Origin of the sequence: Paenibacillus alba, assembly GCF_013204855.1 — a bacterium.
Classification (GTDB): domain Bacteria; phylum Bacillota; class Bacilli; order Paenibacillales; family NBRC-103111; genus Paenibacillus_E; species Paenibacillus_E alba.
On the sequence record NZ_JABMKZ010000059.1, the window covers coordinates 14396 to 34961 of the forward strand.

Annotated in this window: 15 protein-coding genes; 9 read left to right on the forward strand and 6 right to left on the reverse strand. The window is 47.2% G+C overall.

All coding sequences use genetic code 11. The features are described from left to right. Positions 1 to 516 precede the first annotated feature (516 nt). Positions 517 to 993: a thioredoxin-dependent thiol peroxidase gene (gene bcp / locus HQN90_RS36090; RefSeq protein ID WP_173227662.1), complete on the reverse strand. Its 477-nt coding sequence runs from the start codon at positions 991 to 993 to the stop codon at positions 517 to 519. 159 nt (positions 994 to 1152) lie between these two features. Here bcp and HQN90_RS36095 point away from each other — a divergent pair, with 159 nt between their 5' ends. Continuing rightward, positions 1153 to 2400: an S-layer homology domain-containing protein gene (locus HQN90_RS36095; RefSeq protein ID WP_173227663.1), complete on the forward strand. Its 1248-nt coding sequence runs from the start codon at positions 1153 to 1155 to the stop codon at positions 2398 to 2400. Positions 2401 to 2448: 48 nt separating this feature from the next. On the opposite strand, the gene HQN90_RS36100 is transcribed toward HQN90_RS36095, so the two are convergent. Together HQN90_RS36100 and HQN90_RS36105 are read right to left on the reverse strand one after the other, a co-directional pair. Next, complete coding sequence (locus HQN90_RS36100) at positions 2449 to 3441, reverse strand: hypothetical protein (RefSeq protein ID WP_173227664.1); 993 nt, start codon at positions 3439 to 3441, stop codon at positions 2449 to 2451. Between the two features lie 77 nt (positions 3442 to 3518). Further along, a complete protein-coding gene (locus HQN90_RS36105) occupies positions 3519 to 4820 on the reverse strand; it encodes an ArnT family glycosyltransferase (protein ID WP_173227665.1) in 1302 nt (433 codons plus the stop codon). Positions 4821 to 4964: 144 nt separating this feature from the next. Here HQN90_RS36105 and HQN90_RS36110 point away from each other — a divergent pair, with 144 nt between their 5' ends. From HQN90_RS36110 to HQN90_RS36125, 4 genes are all read left to right on the forward strand, one after another. Further along, a complete protein-coding gene (locus tag HQN90_RS36110) occupies positions 4965 to 5660 on the forward strand; it encodes a response regulator transcription factor (RefSeq protein WP_173227666.1) in 696 nt (231 codons plus the stop codon). Further along, positions 5653 to 6663, forward strand: coding sequence for a sensor histidine kinase (locus HQN90_RS36115; RefSeq protein WP_173227667.1), 1011 nt, complete (start codon positions 5653 to 5655; stop codon positions 6661 to 6663). Before HQN90_RS36110 ends, HQN90_RS36115 begins: the two co-directional genes overlap by 8 nt. Positions 6664 to 6761: 98 nt before the next feature. Continuing rightward, positions 6762 to 7523 carry an ABC transporter ATP-binding protein gene (locus HQN90_RS36120; RefSeq protein WP_173227668.1) on the forward strand — a complete coding sequence of 254 codons (762 nt, stop codon included), beginning with the start codon at positions 6762 to 6764 and terminating at the stop codon, positions 7521 to 7523. Next, positions 7513 to 9459 (forward strand): ABC transporter permease, encoded by a 1947-nt coding sequence (locus HQN90_RS36125; protein WP_173227669.1) that lies wholly within the window; start codon positions 7513 to 7515, stop codon positions 9457 to 9459. The genes HQN90_RS36120 and HQN90_RS36125 overlap by 11 nt, the downstream gene beginning before the upstream one ends. A gap of 101 nt (positions 9460 to 9560) precedes the next feature. Here the strand turns inward: HQN90_RS36125 and HQN90_RS36130 are convergent, their stop codons facing one another. The 3 genes from HQN90_RS36130 to HQN90_RS36140 are packed head-to-tail and all read right to left on the reverse strand — an operon-like array spanning position 9561 to position 12193. Then, a complete protein-coding gene (locus HQN90_RS36130; protein WP_173227670.1) occupies positions 9561 to 10346 on the reverse strand; it encodes an ABC transporter permease in 786 nt (261 codons plus the stop codon). A 4-nt stretch (positions 10347 to 10350) separates the two neighbouring features. Continuing rightward, on the reverse strand, positions 10351 to 11145 hold the full coding sequence (locus HQN90_RS36135; RefSeq protein WP_173227671.1) for an ABC transporter permease: 795 nt from the start codon (positions 11143 to 11145) through the stop codon (positions 10351 to 10353). Beyond that, a complete protein-coding gene (locus HQN90_RS36140) occupies positions 11138 to 12193 on the reverse strand; it encodes an ABC transporter ATP-binding protein (protein WP_079410736.1) in 1056 nt (351 codons plus the stop codon). The genes HQN90_RS36135 and HQN90_RS36140 overlap by 8 nt, the downstream gene beginning before the upstream one ends. Before the next feature lie 199 nt (positions 12194 to 12392). Between HQN90_RS36140 and HQN90_RS36145 the strand changes: the two genes are divergently transcribed. The 4 genes from HQN90_RS36145 to HQN90_RS39135 all read left to right on the forward strand — a co-directional run bounded on the left by HQN90_RS36145 (position 12393) and on the right by HQN90_RS39135 (position 20314). Next, on the forward strand, positions 12393 to 13433 hold the full coding sequence (locus tag HQN90_RS36145) for an LCP family protein (RefSeq protein WP_246362993.1): 1041 nt from the start codon (positions 12393 to 12395) through the stop codon (positions 13431 to 13433). Positions 13434 to 13475: 42 nt separating this feature from the next. Beyond that, positions 13476 to 14822 carry a glutamate-1-semialdehyde 2,1-aminomutase gene (locus HQN90_RS36150; protein WP_173227672.1) on the forward strand — a complete coding sequence of 449 codons (1347 nt, stop codon included), beginning with the start codon at positions 13476 to 13478 and terminating at the stop codon, positions 14820 to 14822. Between the two features lie 697 nt (positions 14823 to 15519). Beyond that, entirely contained in the window at positions 15520 to 20070 is a 4551-nt protein-coding gene (locus tag HQN90_RS36155) for a glutamate synthase-related protein (RefSeq protein WP_246362995.1), read from the forward strand. A 133-nt stretch (positions 20071 to 20203) separates the two neighbouring features. Further along, a complete protein-coding gene (locus HQN90_RS39135; RefSeq protein ID WP_246362996.1) occupies positions 20204 to 20314 on the forward strand; it encodes a DUF6254 family protein in 111 nt (36 codons plus the stop codon). The last annotated feature ends 252 nt before the right edge of the window (positions 20315 to 20566 follow it).

Below are 20566 nucleotides of genomic sequence, written 5' to 3' on the forward strand. Positions count from 1 at the left end.
TTACTCTTACTCTTACTCTTACTCTTACTCTTACTCTTACTCTTACTCTTACTCTTACTCTTACTCTTACTCTTACTCTTACTCTTACTCTTACTCTTACTCTTACTCTTACTCTTACTCTTACTCTTACTCTTACTCTTACTCTTGCTCTTACTCTTACTCTTGCTCTTGCTCTTGCTCTTGTTTTTTCCTCGTTGCCCTGATGCCGTCCAGCTCCAGTTGCTTGTTAAAAGCCTGCAATTATGCATCCTTTTTACGCTCAGAATAGCCTCAAACATGAAATTCCTGCGTTTGTGCATCTTTTTGAGGCTTTTTCTGACCAAGAGGCTGGAAAAGAAGAAAATGCCTGCACAATTGCAGGCATTTCCACTTTGCAACCGAATTCACCCGAAAATCCCTGCACTTTCGCAGTTTTTTCGCAGTTTTTCCGCAGGTTTCTTGCAGGTTTCTCGCACTAAGAAAACCAAGCTGGAACCCCGAAGATTCCGCACGGAGCTATGCCGCCCGCTCCCTCTCTTATGCCATAACTGCCTCCAAAACCGACTGCACATGGTTCTTAATCCTCACCTTGCTCCATTCCTTCACGATATACCCTTCCTCGTCGATGAGGAATGTAGAGCGAATAATCCCCATATATTCACGCCCGTACAGTTTCTTGAGCGCCCACACTCCGAATTTCTCAGCCACTTGATGGTCAGGGTCAGAGAGCAATAAGAACGGCAGCTCATACTTCGCAATGAATTTATCATGGGATTTCAGCTCATCCGGACTGATCCCGATCACTTCTACACCAAGCTCAGCGAATTTGCCGTTATAGTCGCGGAAATCGCACGATTCTTGTGTACAGGTTGGGGTATTGTCCTGAGGGTAAAAGTAAATGACAAGCTTTTTGCCTCTATAATCATGCAAAGACACGCTGCTCCCGTTCGATGCTGGAAGTGTAAAATCAGGGGCAAGGCGTTTAATTGTCTCTATTTCTGTCTTCTTGGCCATCTGCAAACTCTCTCCTCTGTTTATCCCTTGGATATCTAGAACTATTATGCGGCATTTGCCCCTTTACATCAAACCATGATTGCCAAGACTAGCATTCATTAAGAAAAATATGGTAATTTATATAGGTTGCTATAAAAGTTGAAGGAGTGATTCATCGTCATGATACCTATCAAACGAACATCTTTACTTACCATTCTGGGATTAACTCTAGCAATCCCTACCCTTTCTGTATCGGCTGCATCCCCTAATGACAGCTTGCCTATTACACGCGGGCAATTCATCAAACAAATTGCGGATGAGCTCAAGCTGGCACCGCTGAGCATGCAAACCAAGCTGCCTTCGGATGTCACAACACAATCCCCTTATGCGAATGTTGTGCGCGTTATGCTTGAACGTCAAATCCTGCAAGGCTACTCGGATGGTACCTTCCGGATGGACCAAGCTGTCAGCAAGGATGAAGCCGCGCTCATTCTCGGACGATTCCTTGGCCTTTCGGACAGCAAGGCCCGCACGAAATTGCAAAGCGATTTCGCTGTTGATTTTGGCCAAACCGGAGGCATTAGCACCGAGGTTGCAGGAGCAGCCATCAAAAAAGCGCTAGCCACGGATTCGTCCATTTCGACTTGGTTGGTGTCCGATCCCACATCGCCAACCGACTTAAAATCGTTCCGTGCCCATATGAACATGGACATGCATATTTTCTTTAAACCAAGTGCCGGCTATCCAGGCGACAGCCTTCAGTCGGAAGCTAACACCGATATAACTTTCAACAAAGATCAGGGGATCCATCAAAGCATTATCACAACAGCCCCAGGTTCGGATATGGTGCCAAGAACGATCAAGATAGACCAATATACCGTCAGCCAAGGAACTTATATGAATATGCCGAATGCCGCCAATGACGGCTTCGAATGGTACGATTTCTCCAAGCAAATGCCATTTACGTTCGATCAGCTGATGGAGCTGCAGAAGAAAAGTCTTGAGATGAACAAAACACTGGTTACTCCGTATTTCTTCTACAAAGATCTTGGCACTACCGAGAAGGACGGAAAGAAGCAGCGCAAGGTTTCGATTCAGGGCAAGCTCACGAATACAGCTGATATCGTGAAGACACTTGGCGGACTTGGCGGAAGTCAAAACGCCTTCAAAGAGGTTTTGGACTCACCGGCGCTGGCCGGAATGGCAGTTTCCCTCTCCGCTGTAGTCACAGTAGATGAGCAAACGAAGCTCCCAGTCAGCATGGACGGCGACTATATCATTACTTATGGCGAAGACCTCGATCTTCCCATCGATCATATGGATATGACGATGTCTATGACATATCAAGATGTGAATCAACCGGTAGACGTTGTTTTACCAGCGGCAGCCAAATCTGCTAAGCCTTATCCGATGCCTACGCCTGAATAAGGCAAAGAGCTGCTTCAAGTCGCAAGACTTCGCAAGCAGCTCTCTTTATTATTTTATACCAGGCAGAAGGTTCGGAAGATTGGCTCTTCCATACTTGACGATATCCTTATTCAGTTCTTCCGTAAGCACGGTTTGTTGATACTTCACCCCATCTATCCATAACGGATTTCCGTACTTCACCTTGCGATCTCCAACACTTAGCTCCATCGAAAAGAGAAATCCAAGAACTGTTCTCTGATCTCGGGACGGAATAAGTTCTATGTTAAGCAGCTTGGATGAAATGTCGGCAATCATGGCATTATCCGTTATGACCAGCTTTTTCCCATCACCGAATCGGATATCTATTTGCTTGATATCTTTAAAGTCAGTTCCCATTAAAGTCGCAAGGGCCTTCGGCGTTGTATCCTGAGGTTCTGCGATCTCTATTTCAAGGGCGGTTGCTAGAGCCGGAAGGCTTTGTGCCACCGCCCCTGTACTCCAAACATTAAGCCAATCCCCAAGCTTGAGATCTTCAAACTTGGCATCCCCCTCACCACGACGGATAACAATATCATCAACAACATTCACCCAGTACTTCTCTGTGTTCTCGCTATCCGAATTGACGATAAGCACCTGCCGATTGGTCGAATCAATTTCGGAAATAGCTCCAACGATTTCAGCTTCCTTAGGAATGACCCTCGTGGTAATCTCCAGATTAAATCTTTTCCCAACCGCCTTATAGATGGCTTCCCTAATTTGGCTAATTTCCTGATCACTTAGTTCCTCACGCGGCTTCCCCAATATCCTCAGCTCCAAATGAAGAGTTTCCCGAGGTTGGCCTTTCATAGACACTTCCATATTCATCGGTGCGACAGAAAATCGGCTATATACGCTCTCCAGTTGGAACACTTGATTCTGCAAATCAGCAGGCTTCGCTTCTTGGTTCGGATACGGCAATTCATATCCTGCCTCTTCCTTCGCTGGAGGATTCAACACATCAGACACAGTGCCAGAATCCGTCATACCAAAAGCGACTAACAGAAATAAAAGAATCGTATTCATGTTTGGGCTCTCCATTTCCAAAAGTGATTTCTCATACACTTAGACGCCCATTTTTACCAAATGTTTCAAATTTCATATTAAAAGCAGCTTCGCTCTTTTTTGTATGTCATGCAGACATACACACCATAGCTTTGCAGAATAAACAGACAAGGCATAATATCAAAACGGTAACGCGCTTGAATTTCAATCACCAAATGCAGCGCCGCATAGCCAAGAAGTAATAACAAAAAGAACATCACCTGCGGATTTTCCCTTTTTCGTAAAAGAAAGACAACGGATAGGAATCCAAAAAGCGTAAGCGCCAAATAGGATACTCGCTCTATAATGATCAGCACCACACTCAGCTTCGGCTTATCCAGGTCCTTCAGGCTCCAATCAACGGCGGTATCCGCGGAGCCCCAGAACAAAGCAAATTTTTTCGCGAAAAGTACGAACAGCTGCGAGTTATCCTCTAGTCTCTCCCCAATCATCTGAAGCTCTTTGCGGTTCCGCTCCTCCCCTACAGAGTACAGGGCTACAGCTCTATCATCCTCTAAAGACCAGCTGCCCAAAGTAGATTCATTGAGACCAACTACAAATTTCCAGTAAGGCTCCTTGTTCGCTAGCGGTACCTGAATAAAGCTCGTATTCACAAAGGCATAACTAATAAGCTGCTGCATGATCAAATAAACGAGCAGCACGCCCAGAGCCTTAGCCATTCGCGGCCTTTTGTTCTTCTTATATCGGGTGTAGATTTGGAACACTGCGGTATACACCAGAAATCCAACAAGATAAAAGCTTCCCAGCGGTCTGAACATATTCCCAAGTGCCCAGCATACACTGACAAGCAGCCAATCATATTTAGCAGCCAGCCCTTTACGTACGACAAAGTAACATCCCAGAACAAATAAAAACGTGGAAATATGCTGATTCGTCAGAACCGAGCAAAGAATAATATTAGGGACGTACATCGCGTAAAAAAGCATGGCAATTCGTCCGCAAGCCGGGTTAAATACATGAGTGGCGATTACATATAACAAATAGGCCGTTCCCACACTAAATAGGATATTAAATAATTTGAGAAAAATAAGATTTGTACCCAATAAGTGAATAATAAGAGCCTCATAGAGGGTAAAACCAATCTGGTAAGCCCAGGTGAGGAAATACTCGGAGTCACGGAATAGATACTTCCCTTCGGCCACTTGCAACGCGGCTGTATGCATAAATAAAAAGTCCGATGCAGGCTGCGTATCAATCGCTAACACCCAGGCTAATCTAACTCCTATCGCCAGAAGCAGGACAATGCCTACATACCTACTGGAAGAAAGCGAATGGGCAAATAGAAACGGTTTCGCGGAAAAAAACCTCTGTTGCACGCGATGGAAAGATTCAGTTCTCATGCAGCAAGCTTCTCCTTCATCTTAATTAGTTAACCACATGATTATTACCCAAATGGCGGGATGCGAAACAGGCGACACTCGCACAAGCCGTTCTTTTCCATTACAATGGGATTTAGAAATTTGGCTCAAAGCGGGGGATTCCTTTTGTTTAAAATAATGCTCGTTGAAGATGATGCTACTCTCTTCGCTGAAATTAAAATCAGGCTGGCCCAATGGTCCTATGATGTCCATGGGATTACAGATTTTAACCGGGTCGTTGAAGAGTTCATATCCTTGAAGCCGGATCTCGTTATCATCGATATTCAGCTGCCCAAATTCGATGGCTTCCATTGGTGCCGCATGATTCGAACCCATTCCAACGTTCCGATCGTATTCCTGTCTTCTCGCGATCATCCTACGGATATGGTCATGTCGATGCAGCTTGGCGCAGATGATTTCATCCAGAAACCGTTCCATTTCGACGTGCTCATTGCCAAGCTCCACGCGATTCTTAGGCGTGTTTATAATTATAATACGGAACCCATGAAGCTCAAAACCTGGTGCGGCGCAACGATTGATTATGAGAAAAACACGGTCACCAATCAGATGGGAGCAATTGAATTAACCAAAAATGAAATTTATATTCTTAAGCTGCTCATAGAACGCAAGAACAACATTGTGAGCAGGGAAGAAATGATAAACAGCTTATGGGATGACCAGCGTTTCGTAAGCGACAATACCTTGACCGTGAATGTTAATCGATTACGGAAAAGGTTGGACGAGCTTGATTTAGGCCGTTTTATCGAAACAAAGGTCGGACAAGGCTATCTTGCTACGGAAGAAGCTCATTTCCATGATTAGAGCCTATGTGAAAGAACGGCTTAGCTGGATTCTGCTCGTTCTGTTCGGGCAGCTGCTGTTCCTCTTGATCGCTTATCTGGATTATGAGATTCCCTTCCTGCCTATACTCTATATTGTCTTTCTGACAACAACCTTGTTCGCTATCTTCCTGGTTATTCGCTATAACAAAGAAACGAGATTCTTCAAGCAGCTGAAAGAGCGGGAGAGTACTCTCGATCTCTCCATTGCCGCCGACGCAGAAAGCCCCTTTGAACATATTGTCGAGACCAGCATGAGCAATCTAACCGCACGATTAAGTCTTTCTGCCTCGGGTCATCAGCTCACACTCGAACAAGAGAAAGACGAGCTGTTGTCTTGGATTCACGAAGTAAAGACGCCGCTGACCGCCATGCGTTTAATGATAGACCGCTTGGACGATGAAACGATGAAAGCCGCTTTGACCTATGAGTGGCTGCGGATTCATTTGCTGCTGGACCAGCAGCTTCATCAGAAGCGTTTGCCCTCCATGGAGAACGATCTGTATATCGAGCATATGGATTTGGAAACCATTACTTATGCAGAGATTAAGACATTGAAATCCTGGTGTATTCAGAAAGGGATTGGCTTTGACCTGCAATTCGAGATTACCGATGTGCTGAGCGATGCCAAATGGCTCGCTTTCATTCTGCGGCAGCTCATCACGAATGCGGTGAAGTACAGTGAAAGCCACTCTTCGGATATCGTCGTGCGGAGTTTCCGTCGGGATGAGCGGGTCTTCCTGGAAGTGCAAGATAATGGGCGTGGCATTGATCCCAAAGATCTGCCGCGTATCTTTGATAAAGGTTTTACTTCCACGACTTGGCATCAGGACCATGCAGCAACGGGAATGGGCTTATATTTAGCCAAAAAGGCCGCTGAAGCTATGCTCATTCAAATGGCAGTCCATTCAGAAGTCGGCGTGGGAACAACCTTCACACTCACGTTCCCGCAACCCAATGAAGCCTTGCGCATTACGGGCATGTGACATTATTGTCACATGCCTTTCTGCTTTGTTCGGCCAATCGCAGGAAAAACGCAGCCCAGCTTTTTATAATAAAGCTATCGAATAAAGGAGTGTGTGGGATGAATATCTTAGAAGCTGTGAAGATTCACAAAAGCTACGGCAATAAATTCAATAAGCAAGAGGTATTGAAAGGTCTGGATATGAGCATTGCCAAAGGGGAATTCGTCAGTATCATGGGTGCTTCTGGCTCAGGCAAGACGACCCTTCTTCAGGTGCTCTCCTCGATCGACAGAGTAAGTCAAGGTTCCGTCCAGATTGAAGGCAAGGAAATCACTACCCTGAAAGAGAAAGAGCTGGCTGAATTCCGCAAACATCATCTGGGCTTTATTTTTCAAGACTACAATTTGCTCGATACCCTAACGGTAAAGGAGAATATCCTGCTGCCGTTGTCCATTACCAAAGCGTCGAAGCAAGAAGCCCATCACAAGTTCGAGGCGGTTGCCACAGAGCTTGGCATCTATGAAATCAAGGATAAATACCCTAACGAGATCTCAGGCGGACAGAAACAACGCACCTCAGCGGCTAGAGCATTCGTGCATGAGCCGAGCATTATTTTCGCTGACGAGCCTACCGGGGCGCTCGATTCCAAATCCGCTTCCGACTTGCTTAACAAGCTAAGCGAGCTCAATCAGAAACGTCATGCGACGATCGTCATGGTCACTCACGATTCGGTCGCGGCCAGTTACGGGAGCAGGGTTATTTTCATTAAAGACGGACAAATTTATACCCAGCTCTATAAAGGTCAAGAAACTAGACAGACCTTCTTTCAAGCGATCATGAAAACGCAGGCCGTCCTGGGTGGGGTGCAGGATGAGCATTAACCAGCTGATTTTTCAAAATTTGAAAGCCAATATCAAGCATTACTACCTCTATGTATTTGCCTTAATGTTCAGCGTTGCGCTTTATTTCGCCTTTGTCACCTTACAGTTTGACCCCGCCTTGGATCAAGCCAAGGGCTCTATTAAAGGCGCCGCGGCGATCAAAGCCGCCTCTATCCTGCTTATCGCGATCGTAGCCATCTTCAATCTATACGCTAATAATATTTTCGTAAAAAGGCGCAGCAAAGAAATTGGCTTATTGCAATTAATCGGAATGACGAAAATGGCCATCTTTCGCATTCTAAGCGCGGAAAACTTTATCCTTTATTTCGGGTCCTTGCTTGTCGGAACGTTCATCGGATTTTCCGTATCCAAGCTTATCCTGATGATTTTATTCCATATAACAGGCGTTGAAGCTGTCGCTTCGCTTCATTTTTCCTTACAAGCCCTGCTTCAGACCGTCCTTGTGTTTGGCGCCGTCTATGTGTTTATTATGCTGGTCAACTACGTGTTCATTAAAAGACAGACCATTCTCTCGTTGTTCCGTGTTTCGACTTCAACAGAAATTAAAGTGAAAAAGATGTCCCTCTCGGAAGCGCTGCTTGGGATGTTTGGGTTACTTCTTATTTTGTCAGGGTATTACGTGTCCTCGAAGCTGTTCAGCGGGGATTTCACGACCATGATGGCCCTTTTTTCGGCTATGATCTTTATCCTGGGCTCCGTCATTATCGGTACGTATCTGTTCTATAAAGGCTCCGTCCGTTTGATTCTTAATCTCATTCGAAAAAATAAAAATGGATATTTAAACGTGCGGGAAGTCTTGTCGCTGTCGTCCATCATGTTTCGCATGAAATCAAATGCTTTGTTATTGACGGTAATTACAACGGTATCCGCACTCGCCATCGGCTTGCTTTCGTTAAGCTACATTTCCTATTACTCTGCGGAAAAAACAGCCAAAGACAATGTACCAGCCAACTTTTCTATCACCAACATTGAAGATGCCGACAAATTTAAAGCTGCTTTAGATGCTCAACGAATTAAACATACGGATACGACAATGGAGGTCATCCAAACCAAAGCTAATTTAAAAGGAATTATGGCCTCCAATATGAAAGGACTTCTGCAAGATCCAAGCTCCATGACGATTTCCGTTATCAGTGATAAGAATACGCCAGGGATTGACCTGTCAGCTGATGAGACACTGTTCACGGGGACAAATGACCTGATGAACAAATTCATGAGCTTCAAAAATTCCGGCCAAATTCAATTTAGCGGGCAGCAGGTTGTAATCCCCCAGACGTATCTCGGCTCGAAGAAGCAGTCTGTCATATCCTGGTACTTTTCAAATGGCAGTCTCCCAACAGCTATCGTGGACGAATCGGTCTTCAACCGCTTGAAGCAGGACCTTGATCCTGTGATTCAAAGAAAATATTCCCTTTATATGGGGATTGATATTGAGAAGGAAGCGGAGCTCCAAGCCGCCGATCACATTTTCAAAGAGCTTGGCTTTGACAAAAATCGCTCGTATGACTCCCGTCAAAAGATTGCCAGTGACCAGAAGAACAGTATGGGTCTCATCATGTTTATCGTGGGGTTCCTAGGGCTCACTTTCTTGATTACATCCGGTTGTATTCTATACTTCAAGCAAATGGATGAAAGTGAAGATGAGAAACCGACGTACACGATTCTTAGAAAGCTTGGTTTTACACAAAACGATTTACTAAAAGGAATTAAGCTTAAACAGCTATTTAATTTTGGTATTCCGCTGATCGTCGGGCTGCTGCACAGCTATTTTGCCGTCCAATCCGGCTGGTTTCTATTCGGTGGGGAGCTCTGGACGCCTATGATGATCGTCATGGTGCTTTATACAGCCCTGTATTCGATATTCGGGATTCTATCCGTGCAACACTACAAAAAGGTCATCCGCAAATCGCTTTGAACAGAGGCCTGCCAAAAAGGGACTGCACCTAAGGTTATATTCAACCCTGGGATGCAGTCCCTTTTCCATTAAGCGCTTATAGCGAATGCTTGGGGCAGCCCCTACGATCCCGCACCGCGGTAACGTTTGACGCCAATATTCCAAATTGTAATGCCGATGAAGCTGAATACAATACCCATGATCGGGGTCAGCAGCGCAAACCACTTCCAGTTCGCTGGGTCAATGAAGTACGCAGCTGGATAAAAGCCAACAAACGCAAAAGGAAGAATCCACGTCAAAATGCTGCGCAGCAATTTATTATAAATCGTCGCCGGATACCGGCCATAGTTCTGGATATTCCAAATCAGCGGAAGAATACCCGTTGGCGCATCGGAGAAAAAGGCCAGCGCCGTCAGCGAAATGTATACTCCTGCATAAATCAGAATAGAACCAATCACCATGAGCAGGAGGATCAGCGGATCGTGCCAATGAAACGGAAGTTCCAGCTTAACCCAGGAGTAAATCATTACAACAAACCCAGCTACCGCACTAAACAGCGAAGCCGGATCCATATTCTCCAGCATCAGCTGCCATAAATTGTAGGCAGGCCGTGTCAGGATGCGATCCATTTCCCCTTTAACAATATAACGCTCACTAAAGCCCCATAAGTTAAAAAAGGAAATAAATATGCCATACGGGATCATAAAATAACCGTAGATGAACAAAATTTGTTCTTGATTCCAGCCGCCAAGCGATTGCGTTTGGAGAAATACGACAAGAATAAAGAAAAGGTTCAAACCATTGAACAACAAATCGGAGATAACCTCAATCCAGAAATCAGATCGGTAGGTGAGACGAGTCTTCATATAATTTTTGAGATAGTCAGCAACAAGGGAGATATAGAACATTTGGTTACCCTCCCTGTACAAATAAACGTGTTTTGGATTTCACCCATAGGGCATAAATCGGAATGATTAAAAGCAAGAACCAGGCAGCCTGGATGCCTAGGCTAGATACGATCTCAGAGCCTGTAATTTTCCCTGTAAACGTAGCGCTCGGCAGGTAAGTAATCGCTTGAAACGGCAGCCACTTCAGAAGTGATCCGAACCAGCCTGGGAAGAAAGTAACCGGGATAATTAAACCGGAGAACAGATCTACGGCAATGCGTTTCATCCGCATCAAGCCTTCATTATTTTCCAAAAAGAAGGCAAACAAGCCGGTAATAATATTGAGCTGCGTATTAATCAGGAAGCTGAAAAACAACATCACGAAGTAAATCGCCCATAATCCCGGGTCTGTCGGAAATTGAATCGGCAGCAGCAGCCAGATGAAGAGCATGCCTGGTGTTGTGAAGAGAAGCAGGCGGAATACGCCTTCGCCGAGTCCCTGCATCATTTTCACGAAAACATAATTGTATGGACGAATGAATTGAATCGCTACGCTGCCATCGCGGATTTCACTTGCGATTTCGCGATCCAGATTATTGAAGTAAAAAGCGCGGCCCATCCAAGAAACGGCGACATAAGTCGTCATCTGGCCCAGCGTTAAGCCGCCAAGGATATCTTGCTCGCCATAAATCGCTTTATAAACAAAATAATAAGAACCAATATTAAGCGCATAGATCAAAATGCCGCTATAGTAATTCACACGGTAGGCCAGCATCATGAGAAACCGCATGCGAACAACTTCTAAATAAGCACTAAGCATGGGAAGTGACTCCCTCTGGCTGTTCCGCTTCTTTCGGACGTTTCACATCGGCAGACCCAGACTTGTAGATTTCGCGGACGATATCGTCGGTATTCGTTTCATTGATCTTGATATCTTGGATTTGTAAAACGCCAACGACGCGGCTCAGGACCTCCGAAACATTGGCGCGCTCATGAGGAATGAAAACTTTGGCGGATAATTCATTTTCTAGCTGCCAAGCGACATCCATGCCTAGCGTCAGCTCTTGAAGACGGGCAAGTGTAATCGGATTTTCGAATTGGAGGACGACTTCTTTGCCTTTTCCCCACTTCACTTTCAGTTCTTCCAGACCGCCATCATAAATAATTCGTCCATCATCCAGCATAATCACACGCGAGCAAAGAGCTTCAATGTCTTGCAAATCGTGCGTGGTTAGCAAAATCGTCGTTTCATACCGTTGATTCAGTGATTTGAGAAACTCGCGAATTTCGGTTTTGACAACGATATCCAGTCCAATGGTTGGCTCATCCAAGAACAAGATTGCTGGATTATGAAGAAGGGAGGCGGCTAGTTCACAGCGCATCCGCTGTCCTAGGCTCAATTTGCGTACAGGCCGCGACAATAAATCGGATAATTGCAGACGATCAACGAGTTCATCCAGCCTTTTTTTGTAATCAGCTTCCGAAACACGGTACACTTTCTTCAATAATTGAAAAGATTCAACAACGCCAATATCCCACCAAAGCTGGCTGCGCTGACCGAAAACAACACCGATCCCGGCCACGAACTTTTCACGCTCTTTAAATGGAACGAAGCCGTTGACTTTGATATGTCCCGAGGTGGGTGCGAGAATGCCCGTAAGCATCTTGATCGTCGTCGACTTGCCCGCCCCATTTTCTCCAATATATCCACAAATTTCGCCTTTTGGAATTTGGAAACTGATGTCTTTCACAGCAGTGATATGTTTGTATTCTCTATGAAACAAATCTTGGAAAGCACCTTTTAAGCCCCCGCGGCTTTGCTGAACCTGAAAATCCTTGCGAAGTAAATCAACATCTATGGCTAACATAAACGTCCCCCCTGTCCTTGTAGACTCGGCTACATATTGCGGCAAAAATCGCCTTAACTTGCTATCGAAGTTTCGTAGCATCTATAATATGGATCATAACGATGAATTATAAATACAAAGTCACCAAACTCATGATACATGAATTCTGTAAGAAAAAAAAGTACAGATTATATAACCCTTGAAAGGAGCCAAACATAATTTGAAAATCGTAAAACGAACCTTGCTCCTGATAGCCTTGCTGCTTATCGTAGTAGCTGGTTATTATTCCTATTCTTTTTATCAATTTGCGAACAATATTAATCATAAATCCGAAACACCGAAGGTTGGTGGCGGCACTATGATTGCCCAGAGCGTCAAAGACAAGGGCGAGAAATATACCCCTCCGAAGTGGGAGGGCAAACAGCGCGTGAACATCCTCCTCTTAGGCGGAGATTCACGTGGAATGAAGAAAAATGAGCTTCCGCGCTCAGACAGCATCATGCTCGCATCGATTGACCCGGTCACCAAGAAAGCCTATCTTTTCTCCATCCTGCGTGATACCTATGTCAAAATCCCGGGCGAAGGCGAGGACCGGATCAATACGGCGATTACGACAGGCGGCCCGAATTTGGCAATGAAAACAGTCAGCGACCTGCTGGGCATCCCGATTCAGTACTATGTGTACACGGATTTCGTAGGCTTCATCGCACTTATTGACGCCGTTGGCGGCATCGACATTGATGTTGAAAAGGATATGAAATATTCCGATTCCGAGGACGATCATGTGTATGATATTAATTTGAAAAAAGGGATGCAGCATCTCGATGGCAAAACGGCCCTGCAATATGTCCGATTCCGTCATGATGCCTTGTCTGACTTCACGCGCACCGAAAGACAACGGAAGTTCTTAACCGCTGTTGTACAGAAAATGCAGACAACCTCTTCGCTGATCAAGCTGCCAAAAATTCTCAATGCGATGGACCCTTACATTGATACCAATCTCGCTGTTGCGGACATGCTCAAGCTGGCTTCACTTGGCTATGAAGCCAAAGCAGACGGCATTGTCAGTTCCCAACTGCCGCCAAGCGACTTGCTAATTGAGAAGAACGTCCGCGGCGCAGAAGTCATTACAGCGAATAAAGACAAGCTGCAGCAATATGTGAAGGACTTATTCGCAGGAACAGCGGAAGCCGATTCAGGTCCGACGAAGCCATCACCATCCCCTACACCAAAGTCTTCGGTGAAGACCACGAAGCAATAGCTTCTTAAATAGGATTTATTAGGCAAAGGAATGATTCTTCTTATGGAACGCAAACAATCTGAACAATTGTATCAAGAGGCACTTCAACATATTGTGGGCGGCGTCAATTCGCCTTCCCGCTCATTCAAGGCTGTCGGCGGCGGCGCTCCCGTCTTCATGAAGCGTGCGCAGGGCGCACACTTCTGGGATGTAGACGGAAATCGCTTCATTGACTACCTCGCCGCCTACGGCCCTATCATTACCGGTCACGCGCACCCGCATGTGACCGAAGCGATTTGCCGCGCCGCACAGAACGGCACGCTGTACGGCACTCCGACCGAACTCGAAATCGAGTTCGCCAAGATGCTGAAGTCCGCGATTCCCTCGCTGGACAAAGTACGCTTCGTCAACTCCGGCACTGAGGCCGTGATGACGACGATCCGTGTGGCGCGCGCTTTCACGAAGCGCACCAAGCTCATTAAGTTCGCCGGGTGCTACCACGGCCACTCGGACCTAGTGCTCGTGGCCGCGGGCTCCGGGCCGTCCACGCTGGGCACGCCGGACAGCGCCGGCGTACCGGCAAGCATCGCGCAAGAGGTCATCACCGTGCCGTTCAATGACATTCCGGCACTGGAAGCCGCGCTTGCGCGTTGGGGTGAAGAGATCGCCGCGGTGATGGTGGAACCCATCGTCGGCAACTTCGGCATGGTCATGCCCCATGCCGGCTACCTCGAGCAGCTCTGCGCAGCTGCTCGCAAACACGGCGCCCTCGTCATCTACGACGAGGTCATCACAGCGTTCCGCTTCCATTATGGAGCGGCACAAACCTATGCCGGCCTCCCTCTTGTGGAAGGCGGCACAGCCGAGGCGGCGGCGCGCTTCGCCGCCGTCGAGCCGGACCTTACGGCCCTCGGCAAAGTGATCGGCGGCGGACTGCCGATCGGTGCCTACGGGGGCCGCAAGGCCGTGATGGAGCAGGTCGCTCCGCTTGGACCTGCATATCAGGCCGGCACGATGGCGGGAAATCCCGCCTCCATCTCGGCCGGCATCGCCTGCCTGGAGGTACTCCAGCAGGCTGGTGTCTATGCCAAGCTTGAGCAGCTTGGCGCAACCTTAGCGGGCGGCATCGCGGAATCCGCCGCCCGTCACGGCATCCCTCTGACGCTGAATCGCATCGGCGGCGCCTTCTCCACCCACTTCTGCGACCACCCCGTCACGAACTTCGACGAAGCGCAGGATACGGATGGCGAACGCTTCGCAGATTTCTTCCGGCTCATGCTGGAACAAGGCATTAATCTCGCACCTTCCAAATATGAGGCTTGGTTTATGACGCTGGCCCATACCGATGACGATGTTGCGCAAACACTGGATGCCGCCGATAAGGCTTTCAAAACGATGAAAACCCGCTAAATTCATCTAACAGCGCACTGTCGTTAGCAAAAATCCGCATTTCTGCACGATTTGCTTCCATTGGATTATTCAGACAAATGTATGCACATCAACCATAAAAGACCTAACCTATATTTCTGCGGTTTCCTAATCTGCAAGATTTCCTGCACAAACAATTATGATTTACCGAAACTGCCAACATGTCCCAAAAACGAACTATGATCCCACCTTGATCATAGTTCGTTCGTATTTTAAGAGCACCCCAAGCTAGGAATTATTGGGTTTTATTCAGTAATATACACAAAAGGTAACGCTTACATTCGTCTTTTCGCTCTGCAACTATTGTCGGATCAAGTTTTTCATGCTATTCTAAGATTACTTTTACCCTTTTCTTGAAAAGTCTTGTTTTCACAGTATTTTCCTAGAAAGTTAGGGCATGATTTACAAATTCAAGATTGAATTTTGTGTGTGATGCCCTACTTTAAGACGGGTCGAGTAGTGTCTCATTTTAAAGGAGTAACCCCTTTGAAATTGACATACTATTCAGGTAGATTGCATTTTTATTCATATTCGTGCATATTTCGGTTTTAACCCTTTTGTGGTTATTCCTCGAAAATGCTTAGAGTTGCGGGCTCAATAGTGCCAGAATGCAAAAAATGCAGTACAAGAGGAGTTTAAATATGTATGGGAGGTGACGGTCAGGCGACTGACCTGAGCAATGAATGAAATTATGCGTAATGAAGGCCGTTTTCAAGATTTACTAGGAACTGAACACGACAGCTGCGGTATTATTTGTATTATTGAAAAGAACGGCCATCCTTCCCGTGATAACATCCAAAAAACGATTGATGCCCTTGTAAAAATGGAACATCGTTCAGGTTTTATCAACGGCGAGGGCGATGGTTGCGGTATTTTAACGGATATTCCGCGTGCTCTTTGGGAAAAGAAATTAACAGATGCGGGCCAAGACGGCAAACTTGCCTACGACAACCGTTTTTCTGTTGGACATATCTTTGTTCCGCGCAAACTTGACCTGACTGTTACCGAGATCCAAAATGGCATTCGGGAGCTCTTCGCTTCACATGATGTGTCCATTATCCTCGAGCAAGAGAACCAAGTAGACAGCAGCGTTCTAGGACCTAACGGTTTGAACGATGAGCCTACGTTCTGGCAAATTGCCGGGATTAGCAACAAAACAGAAGGCCAAGTAGCTGATCACCTTTTTGAGCTGCACATCGCCATTGAAGACAAATACAATGTTCACGTAGCAACCCTTAGCAATGTAACTTCTGCTTACAAAGTGCTTGGAGCCGCAAGCATTCTTCCGAAATATTTCAACGATACCCGCGATGCTTTATTTGCTTCCCAAGTTACCATCGGTCACAACCGTTACTCCACTAACACCTTATCCAGTTTCTTCCGTGTTCAACCGTTCTCTCTTCTTGGACACAATGGTGAAATCAATACCGTGAAAAAACTTCGTATTGAAGCCGACATGGTTGGCGTTCCGCTCGTTAGCGGCGGCTCTGACTCCCAAGACATGAACAGAACGATTGAAACATTCATCCACCGCTTTGGTTTATCGCTTTTTGAAGCGATGGAAATGGTATTCCCTCCTATTATTAATGAAATGAAACAATTCCGTCCGGAACTTCAAGATTTATATGTGTACTATCGTCAAGTCTGGGGCCATTTTGCTCAAGGTCCTGCGGGGATCGTTTCCCGTTACGGCAATGAATGTATTTTCAGCGTAGACGCCCTCGGTCTTCGTCCGGTATGGATGGTAGAGAGCGATACTTCCCTGTACTTCTCTTCTGAGCAAGGCGTTATCACGGTTGGCGAGATGGTGGCTGATCCAAAACCGATTGCACCAGGTGAGAAAGTGGGCGTTGTGCTGACACCAGGCGAACACGTTCAAGTCATTCCTTACCATGAAGTTCAAACGTTAGTCTACGAGCGCGCAAGCAAACGTCTGAATATTGGCGGTCTTCGCAAATATCTGAATCCGACCAAAACAGATGCACAAGCTGAGCTCAACGATAACATTGTCGCAACGGATCAAGTGTACAGTGCATTCGGTTGGGACCGTGACGGTATTCAACATATCGAAACGATGTCCGAAACCGGTGCTGAACCGATCCGTTCCCTAGGTCACGATTCACCTCATGCTGCTCTTGCATGGGAGCGCCAGAATGTGCCTGACTTCATTAAAGAGAGCGTAGCCGTTGTTACCAACCCTGCGATTGACCGTGACCGTGAGATGGAGCATTTCTCGACACGTGTTATTGCCGGTACGCGTACCCCTGTTTATGCACAAGTAGATGAGAACCTGCGTTTTGAGCTGCTGGCTCCACTCGTGCTTGAAGGTACGAACGGTGTCGACAGTGAAGAACATTTGTCCCAGCCATCGTATGAGCAATTGCTTGCCTTGTTCCGTGCACAAGGGGATAACAAAGTTGCCGTTCTTTCCGCTACTTTCGCAAGAGGAACTTCGCTCAGCGAAGGATTGGATAAATTAGCTGCTGACGCAATCTCCGCTGCTCGCAATGGCGCAGCGCTGCTCGTTCTCGACGATGCTGACTCACACCAGAATGATCGCTTGTGGTTGGAGCCGCACTTGGCTGTTTCCAAAATCGACATCGCACTTCGCGCGGAAAAACTAGGCTTTGGCGACAACCTTCGCCGTCATGTAACTTTGATCCTGCGTTCCGCTGCCATCCGCAGCCTGCATGATATCGCGGTTGCTTGCGGACTTGGAGCCGACGTTATTTCACCTTATCTGTTGTTCTCAACAGCTTCTGACAAAGAAGGCAACGCAGCAGCAGCACGCAAAGTATACGCAGCTCTATCCAAAGGCTTGGAGAAAGTCATCTCCACCATCGGTACACATGAGCTTCGCGGTTACACACGCTTCTTCTCCTCCATCGGCTTCCATCCGGAAGTTGCTGAGGTGCTGGATATCGTGAACTACCTGGGCAGCGAAAAAGCAGGAACAGGCTTCGCAGTGCTTGAAGCGGATGCTGAAGCTCGTTACAACGACTTCACGAATCCAAAAGCGAAAGCAGCGAAAAACTTCCGTTTCTTCCAACGTATGTGGAAAGCATTAGGCGATGCGGCTTCCGGAACAGCTCCTTACAGCGACTACCGCGACAAACTGCGTGAAGAAGAGAAGAAGAACCCGATTTCCATTCGTCATATTGCTGGATTTAATGTAGAGAAAGCTTTGAGCGATGGTCGCAAAGCACTTGACCCGTCTCAAGTTGATATCTCCATTGGCGGTCATTCCTTGCCGATGTTGATCTCTTCCATGTCCTTCGGTTCACAAAACGAAACAGCTTTCCGTGCCTACGCTGAAGCCGGCGATCGCTTGAACATGGTGACCATGAACGGCGAGGGCGGAGAGATTAAAGATATGCTTGGCCGTTACAAAACAACACGTGGTGCGCAAGTTGCATCCGGTCGTTTCGGTGTTAACATTGAGCTGGCTAACGCCGTAGCTTTCCTTGAGATCAAAATCGGTCAAGGGGCAAAGCCAGGCGAAGGCGGTCACTTGCCAGGTTCCAAAGTAACAGCGAAAATCGCTGCGGCTCGTAACGCAACTATCGGTTCTGACTTGATCTCGCCTTCCAACAACCACGATATTTATTCCATCGAGGATTTGGCACAAATCATTTCCGAGCTTAAAGAAGGCAGCGGTCGTAAAGCCAAAATCATCGTCAAAATTCCGGTTGTTCCTGGTATCGGTACGATTGCAGTTGGTGTCGCGAAAGCAGGCGCTGACGTAATCACCCTCTCCGGCTTCGACGGCGGTACAGGGGCGGCTCGTATTCACTCCTTGACACACGTTGGTCTTCCAACAGAAATCGGAACGAAATTGGCACACGTTGCTTTGATTGAAGCTGGTCTTCGTCACCGCGTGGAGCTGTGGTCCGATGGCGGTCTGAAATCAGGTGCTGACGTTGTTAAAATGGTTATGCTCGGTGCAAACCGCGCAGGCTTTGGCAGTATCGCAATGCAATCGATCGGTTGTACTACTTGCCGTGGTTGTCACTTGGATACTTGTCACGTTGGTATCGCAACACAAATCGACTCCATGGAAGAAGCCGAAGAAAAAGGTCTTCGTCGTTTCGTACCGCGTCAATTCGACGTCGCTGTTGACAGCTTGGTTCGTTTGTTCGGCGGTATCGGCGAAGAAGTTCGTGAAGTCGTTGCTTCCCTTGGTTTCAAAAGCTTACAAGAACTCGTTGGCCGTTCCGATCTATTGGAACAAATCAGCCACGTTGATCGCATTGATTTGTCCGACATTCTTCGTCCAGCTCCACTGCAGTTCATCTCGGCTGCAGAACGAGCGATGGAAGAAGCGGCTGTATCGTCCGATATCCGTATCGCGGCTGGCGCTGAAGGTCAAGAATTCTTCCCGGATTCCTTGGCATTGGATGCTCCAATCGTACGCAACTGGTCCAAAGTGGATGCCGAGTCCCGTATTCTCGGAGCTCGTTACTCCAGCCATCGCGTAAGAGACCGCTTCGACGGCAGCTACGATGCATTGCCGACAGTTAAATTGAACTTTATCGATGGTTCCGTACCAGGTAACGGTCTGGCTGCGTTCAATGCTCGCGGCGTAGACATTACCGTTCACGGCGGTGCTGAAGACGGTCTTGGTAAAATGGCCTTCGGCGGTAAAGTCGCCATCGTCAAAGCACTTGGCAAAAACAACACCTTCATCAATGGCAGCGTTGGTAAATCCTTCGGTTACGGCGCTCAAAAAGGTTTGTTCTTGATCCAAGGCAGCGCAGATACGCGTGCATGTATCCGTTTCTCCGGTGCTGACGTTGTATTTGGCGGCGAGATCACGACACCACTTCAAGACGAGCTCGGCGGACTTGCCGCTCGCGCCAACCTCAAAGGCTTCGCATTTGAGTACATGACAAACGGCCGCGCCGTCGTTATGGGCGATCCGGGTCCATGGATCTGTGCAGGGATGACAGGTGGCGTAATCTACCAACGTCTCGTACCAGAAATGGGTCTTGATCAAGCAGCAATCGAGCGTCGTATCGCCAAAGGTGCTAAAGTTAAACTTGAGACCATTGGTGTACAAAGCAAAAAAGATCTGACAGAATTGCTCACAGCTTACCACGCTGAGCTTGCTAACTCCGGTCAAGCCGAAGCAGCAGCTAAAGTTGAAGGTTTGCTAAGCAACCTGGAAGCTAACTTCATCCGGATTTCTCCGGTCAACATGCAAGCTGACCAATCCGTTGCGACGGAATAGATCTTTCCAAACGCCACAGGACCTTCACGGGTCTTGTGGCGTTTTTTGCATGCCGCGCGGCTGCATAGTAACGGTTGTTGTTTCACACTTTATAAGAGCAGCACCCACCATATGACCAGGGAGGTTTCCAACCATGAGCCACTCAAAACGCCGCGAAGAATCTGCTTGGAAAAGCCGCAAACAAGCCGTGCATCCACATGGCAAGGTGAAGTCACTGGCCGAACTGGCCAACGAGCAAAAGTAAATCCTAAGTAACGCTGGGATTGATCAGCCACAGCACAAAGAACCCGAGACCTAATGTTTCGGGTTCTTTGGCACCAACAACCACTATCCCTTTCCCTCAGGTTGTTTCCCAGAACTCCCCCTGAGCCATGCGATAGTGAGCATAGACACTGACCTATCTGCACTATCCCCTTCCCTCAGGCTGTATCTTCAGACTCCCACCTGGCCAATGGGATAGTGATTATAGACACAGACCTGTCTGCTTCACTATCCC

Coding starts and splice junctions, on each gene's coding strand:
- bcp (WP_173227662.1), bottom strand. CDS start 993: ATGGCCAAGAAGACAGAAATAGAGACAATTAAACGCCTTGCCCCTGAT.
- HQN90_RS36095 (WP_173227663.1), top strand. CDS start 1,153: ATGATACCTATCAAACGAACATCTTTACTTACCATTCTGGGATTAACT.
- HQN90_RS36100 (WP_173227664.1), bottom strand. CDS start 3,441: ATGAATACGATTCTTTTATTTCTGTTAGTCGCTTTTGGTATGACGGAT.
- HQN90_RS36105 (WP_173227665.1), bottom strand. CDS start 4,820: ATGAGAACTGAATCTTTCCATCGCGTGCAACAGAGGTTTTTTTCCGCG.
- HQN90_RS36115 (WP_173227667.1), top strand. CDS start 5,653: ATGATTAGAGCCTATGTGAAAGAACGGCTTAGCTGGATTCTGCTCGTT.
- HQN90_RS36120 (WP_173227668.1), top strand. CDS start 6,762: ATGAATATCTTAGAAGCTGTGAAGATTCACAAAAGCTACGGCAATAAA.
- HQN90_RS36125 (WP_173227669.1), top strand. CDS start 7,513: ATGAGCATTAACCAGCTGATTTTTCAAAATTTGAAAGCCAATATCAAG.
- HQN90_RS36130 (WP_173227670.1), bottom strand. CDS start 10,346: ATGTTCTATATCTCCCTTGTTGCTGACTATCTCAAAAATTATATGAAG.
- HQN90_RS36135 (WP_173227671.1), bottom strand. CDS start 11,145: ATGCTTAGTGCTTATTTAGAAGTTGTTCGCATGCGGTTTCTCATGATG.
- HQN90_RS36140 (WP_079410736.1), bottom strand. CDS start 12,193: ATGTTAGCCATAGATGTTGATTTACTTCGCAAGGATTTTCAGGTTCAG.
- HQN90_RS36150 (WP_173227672.1), top strand. CDS start 13,476: ATGGAACGCAAACAATCTGAACAATTGTATCAAGAGGCACTTCAACAT.
- HQN90_RS36155 (WP_246362995.1), top strand. CDS start 15,520: ATGAATGAAATTATGCGTAATGAAGGCCGTTTTCAAGATTTACTAGGA.
- HQN90_RS39135 (WP_246362996.1), top strand. CDS start 20,204: ATGAGCCACTCAAAACGCCGCGAAGAATCTGCTTGGAAAAGCCGCAAA.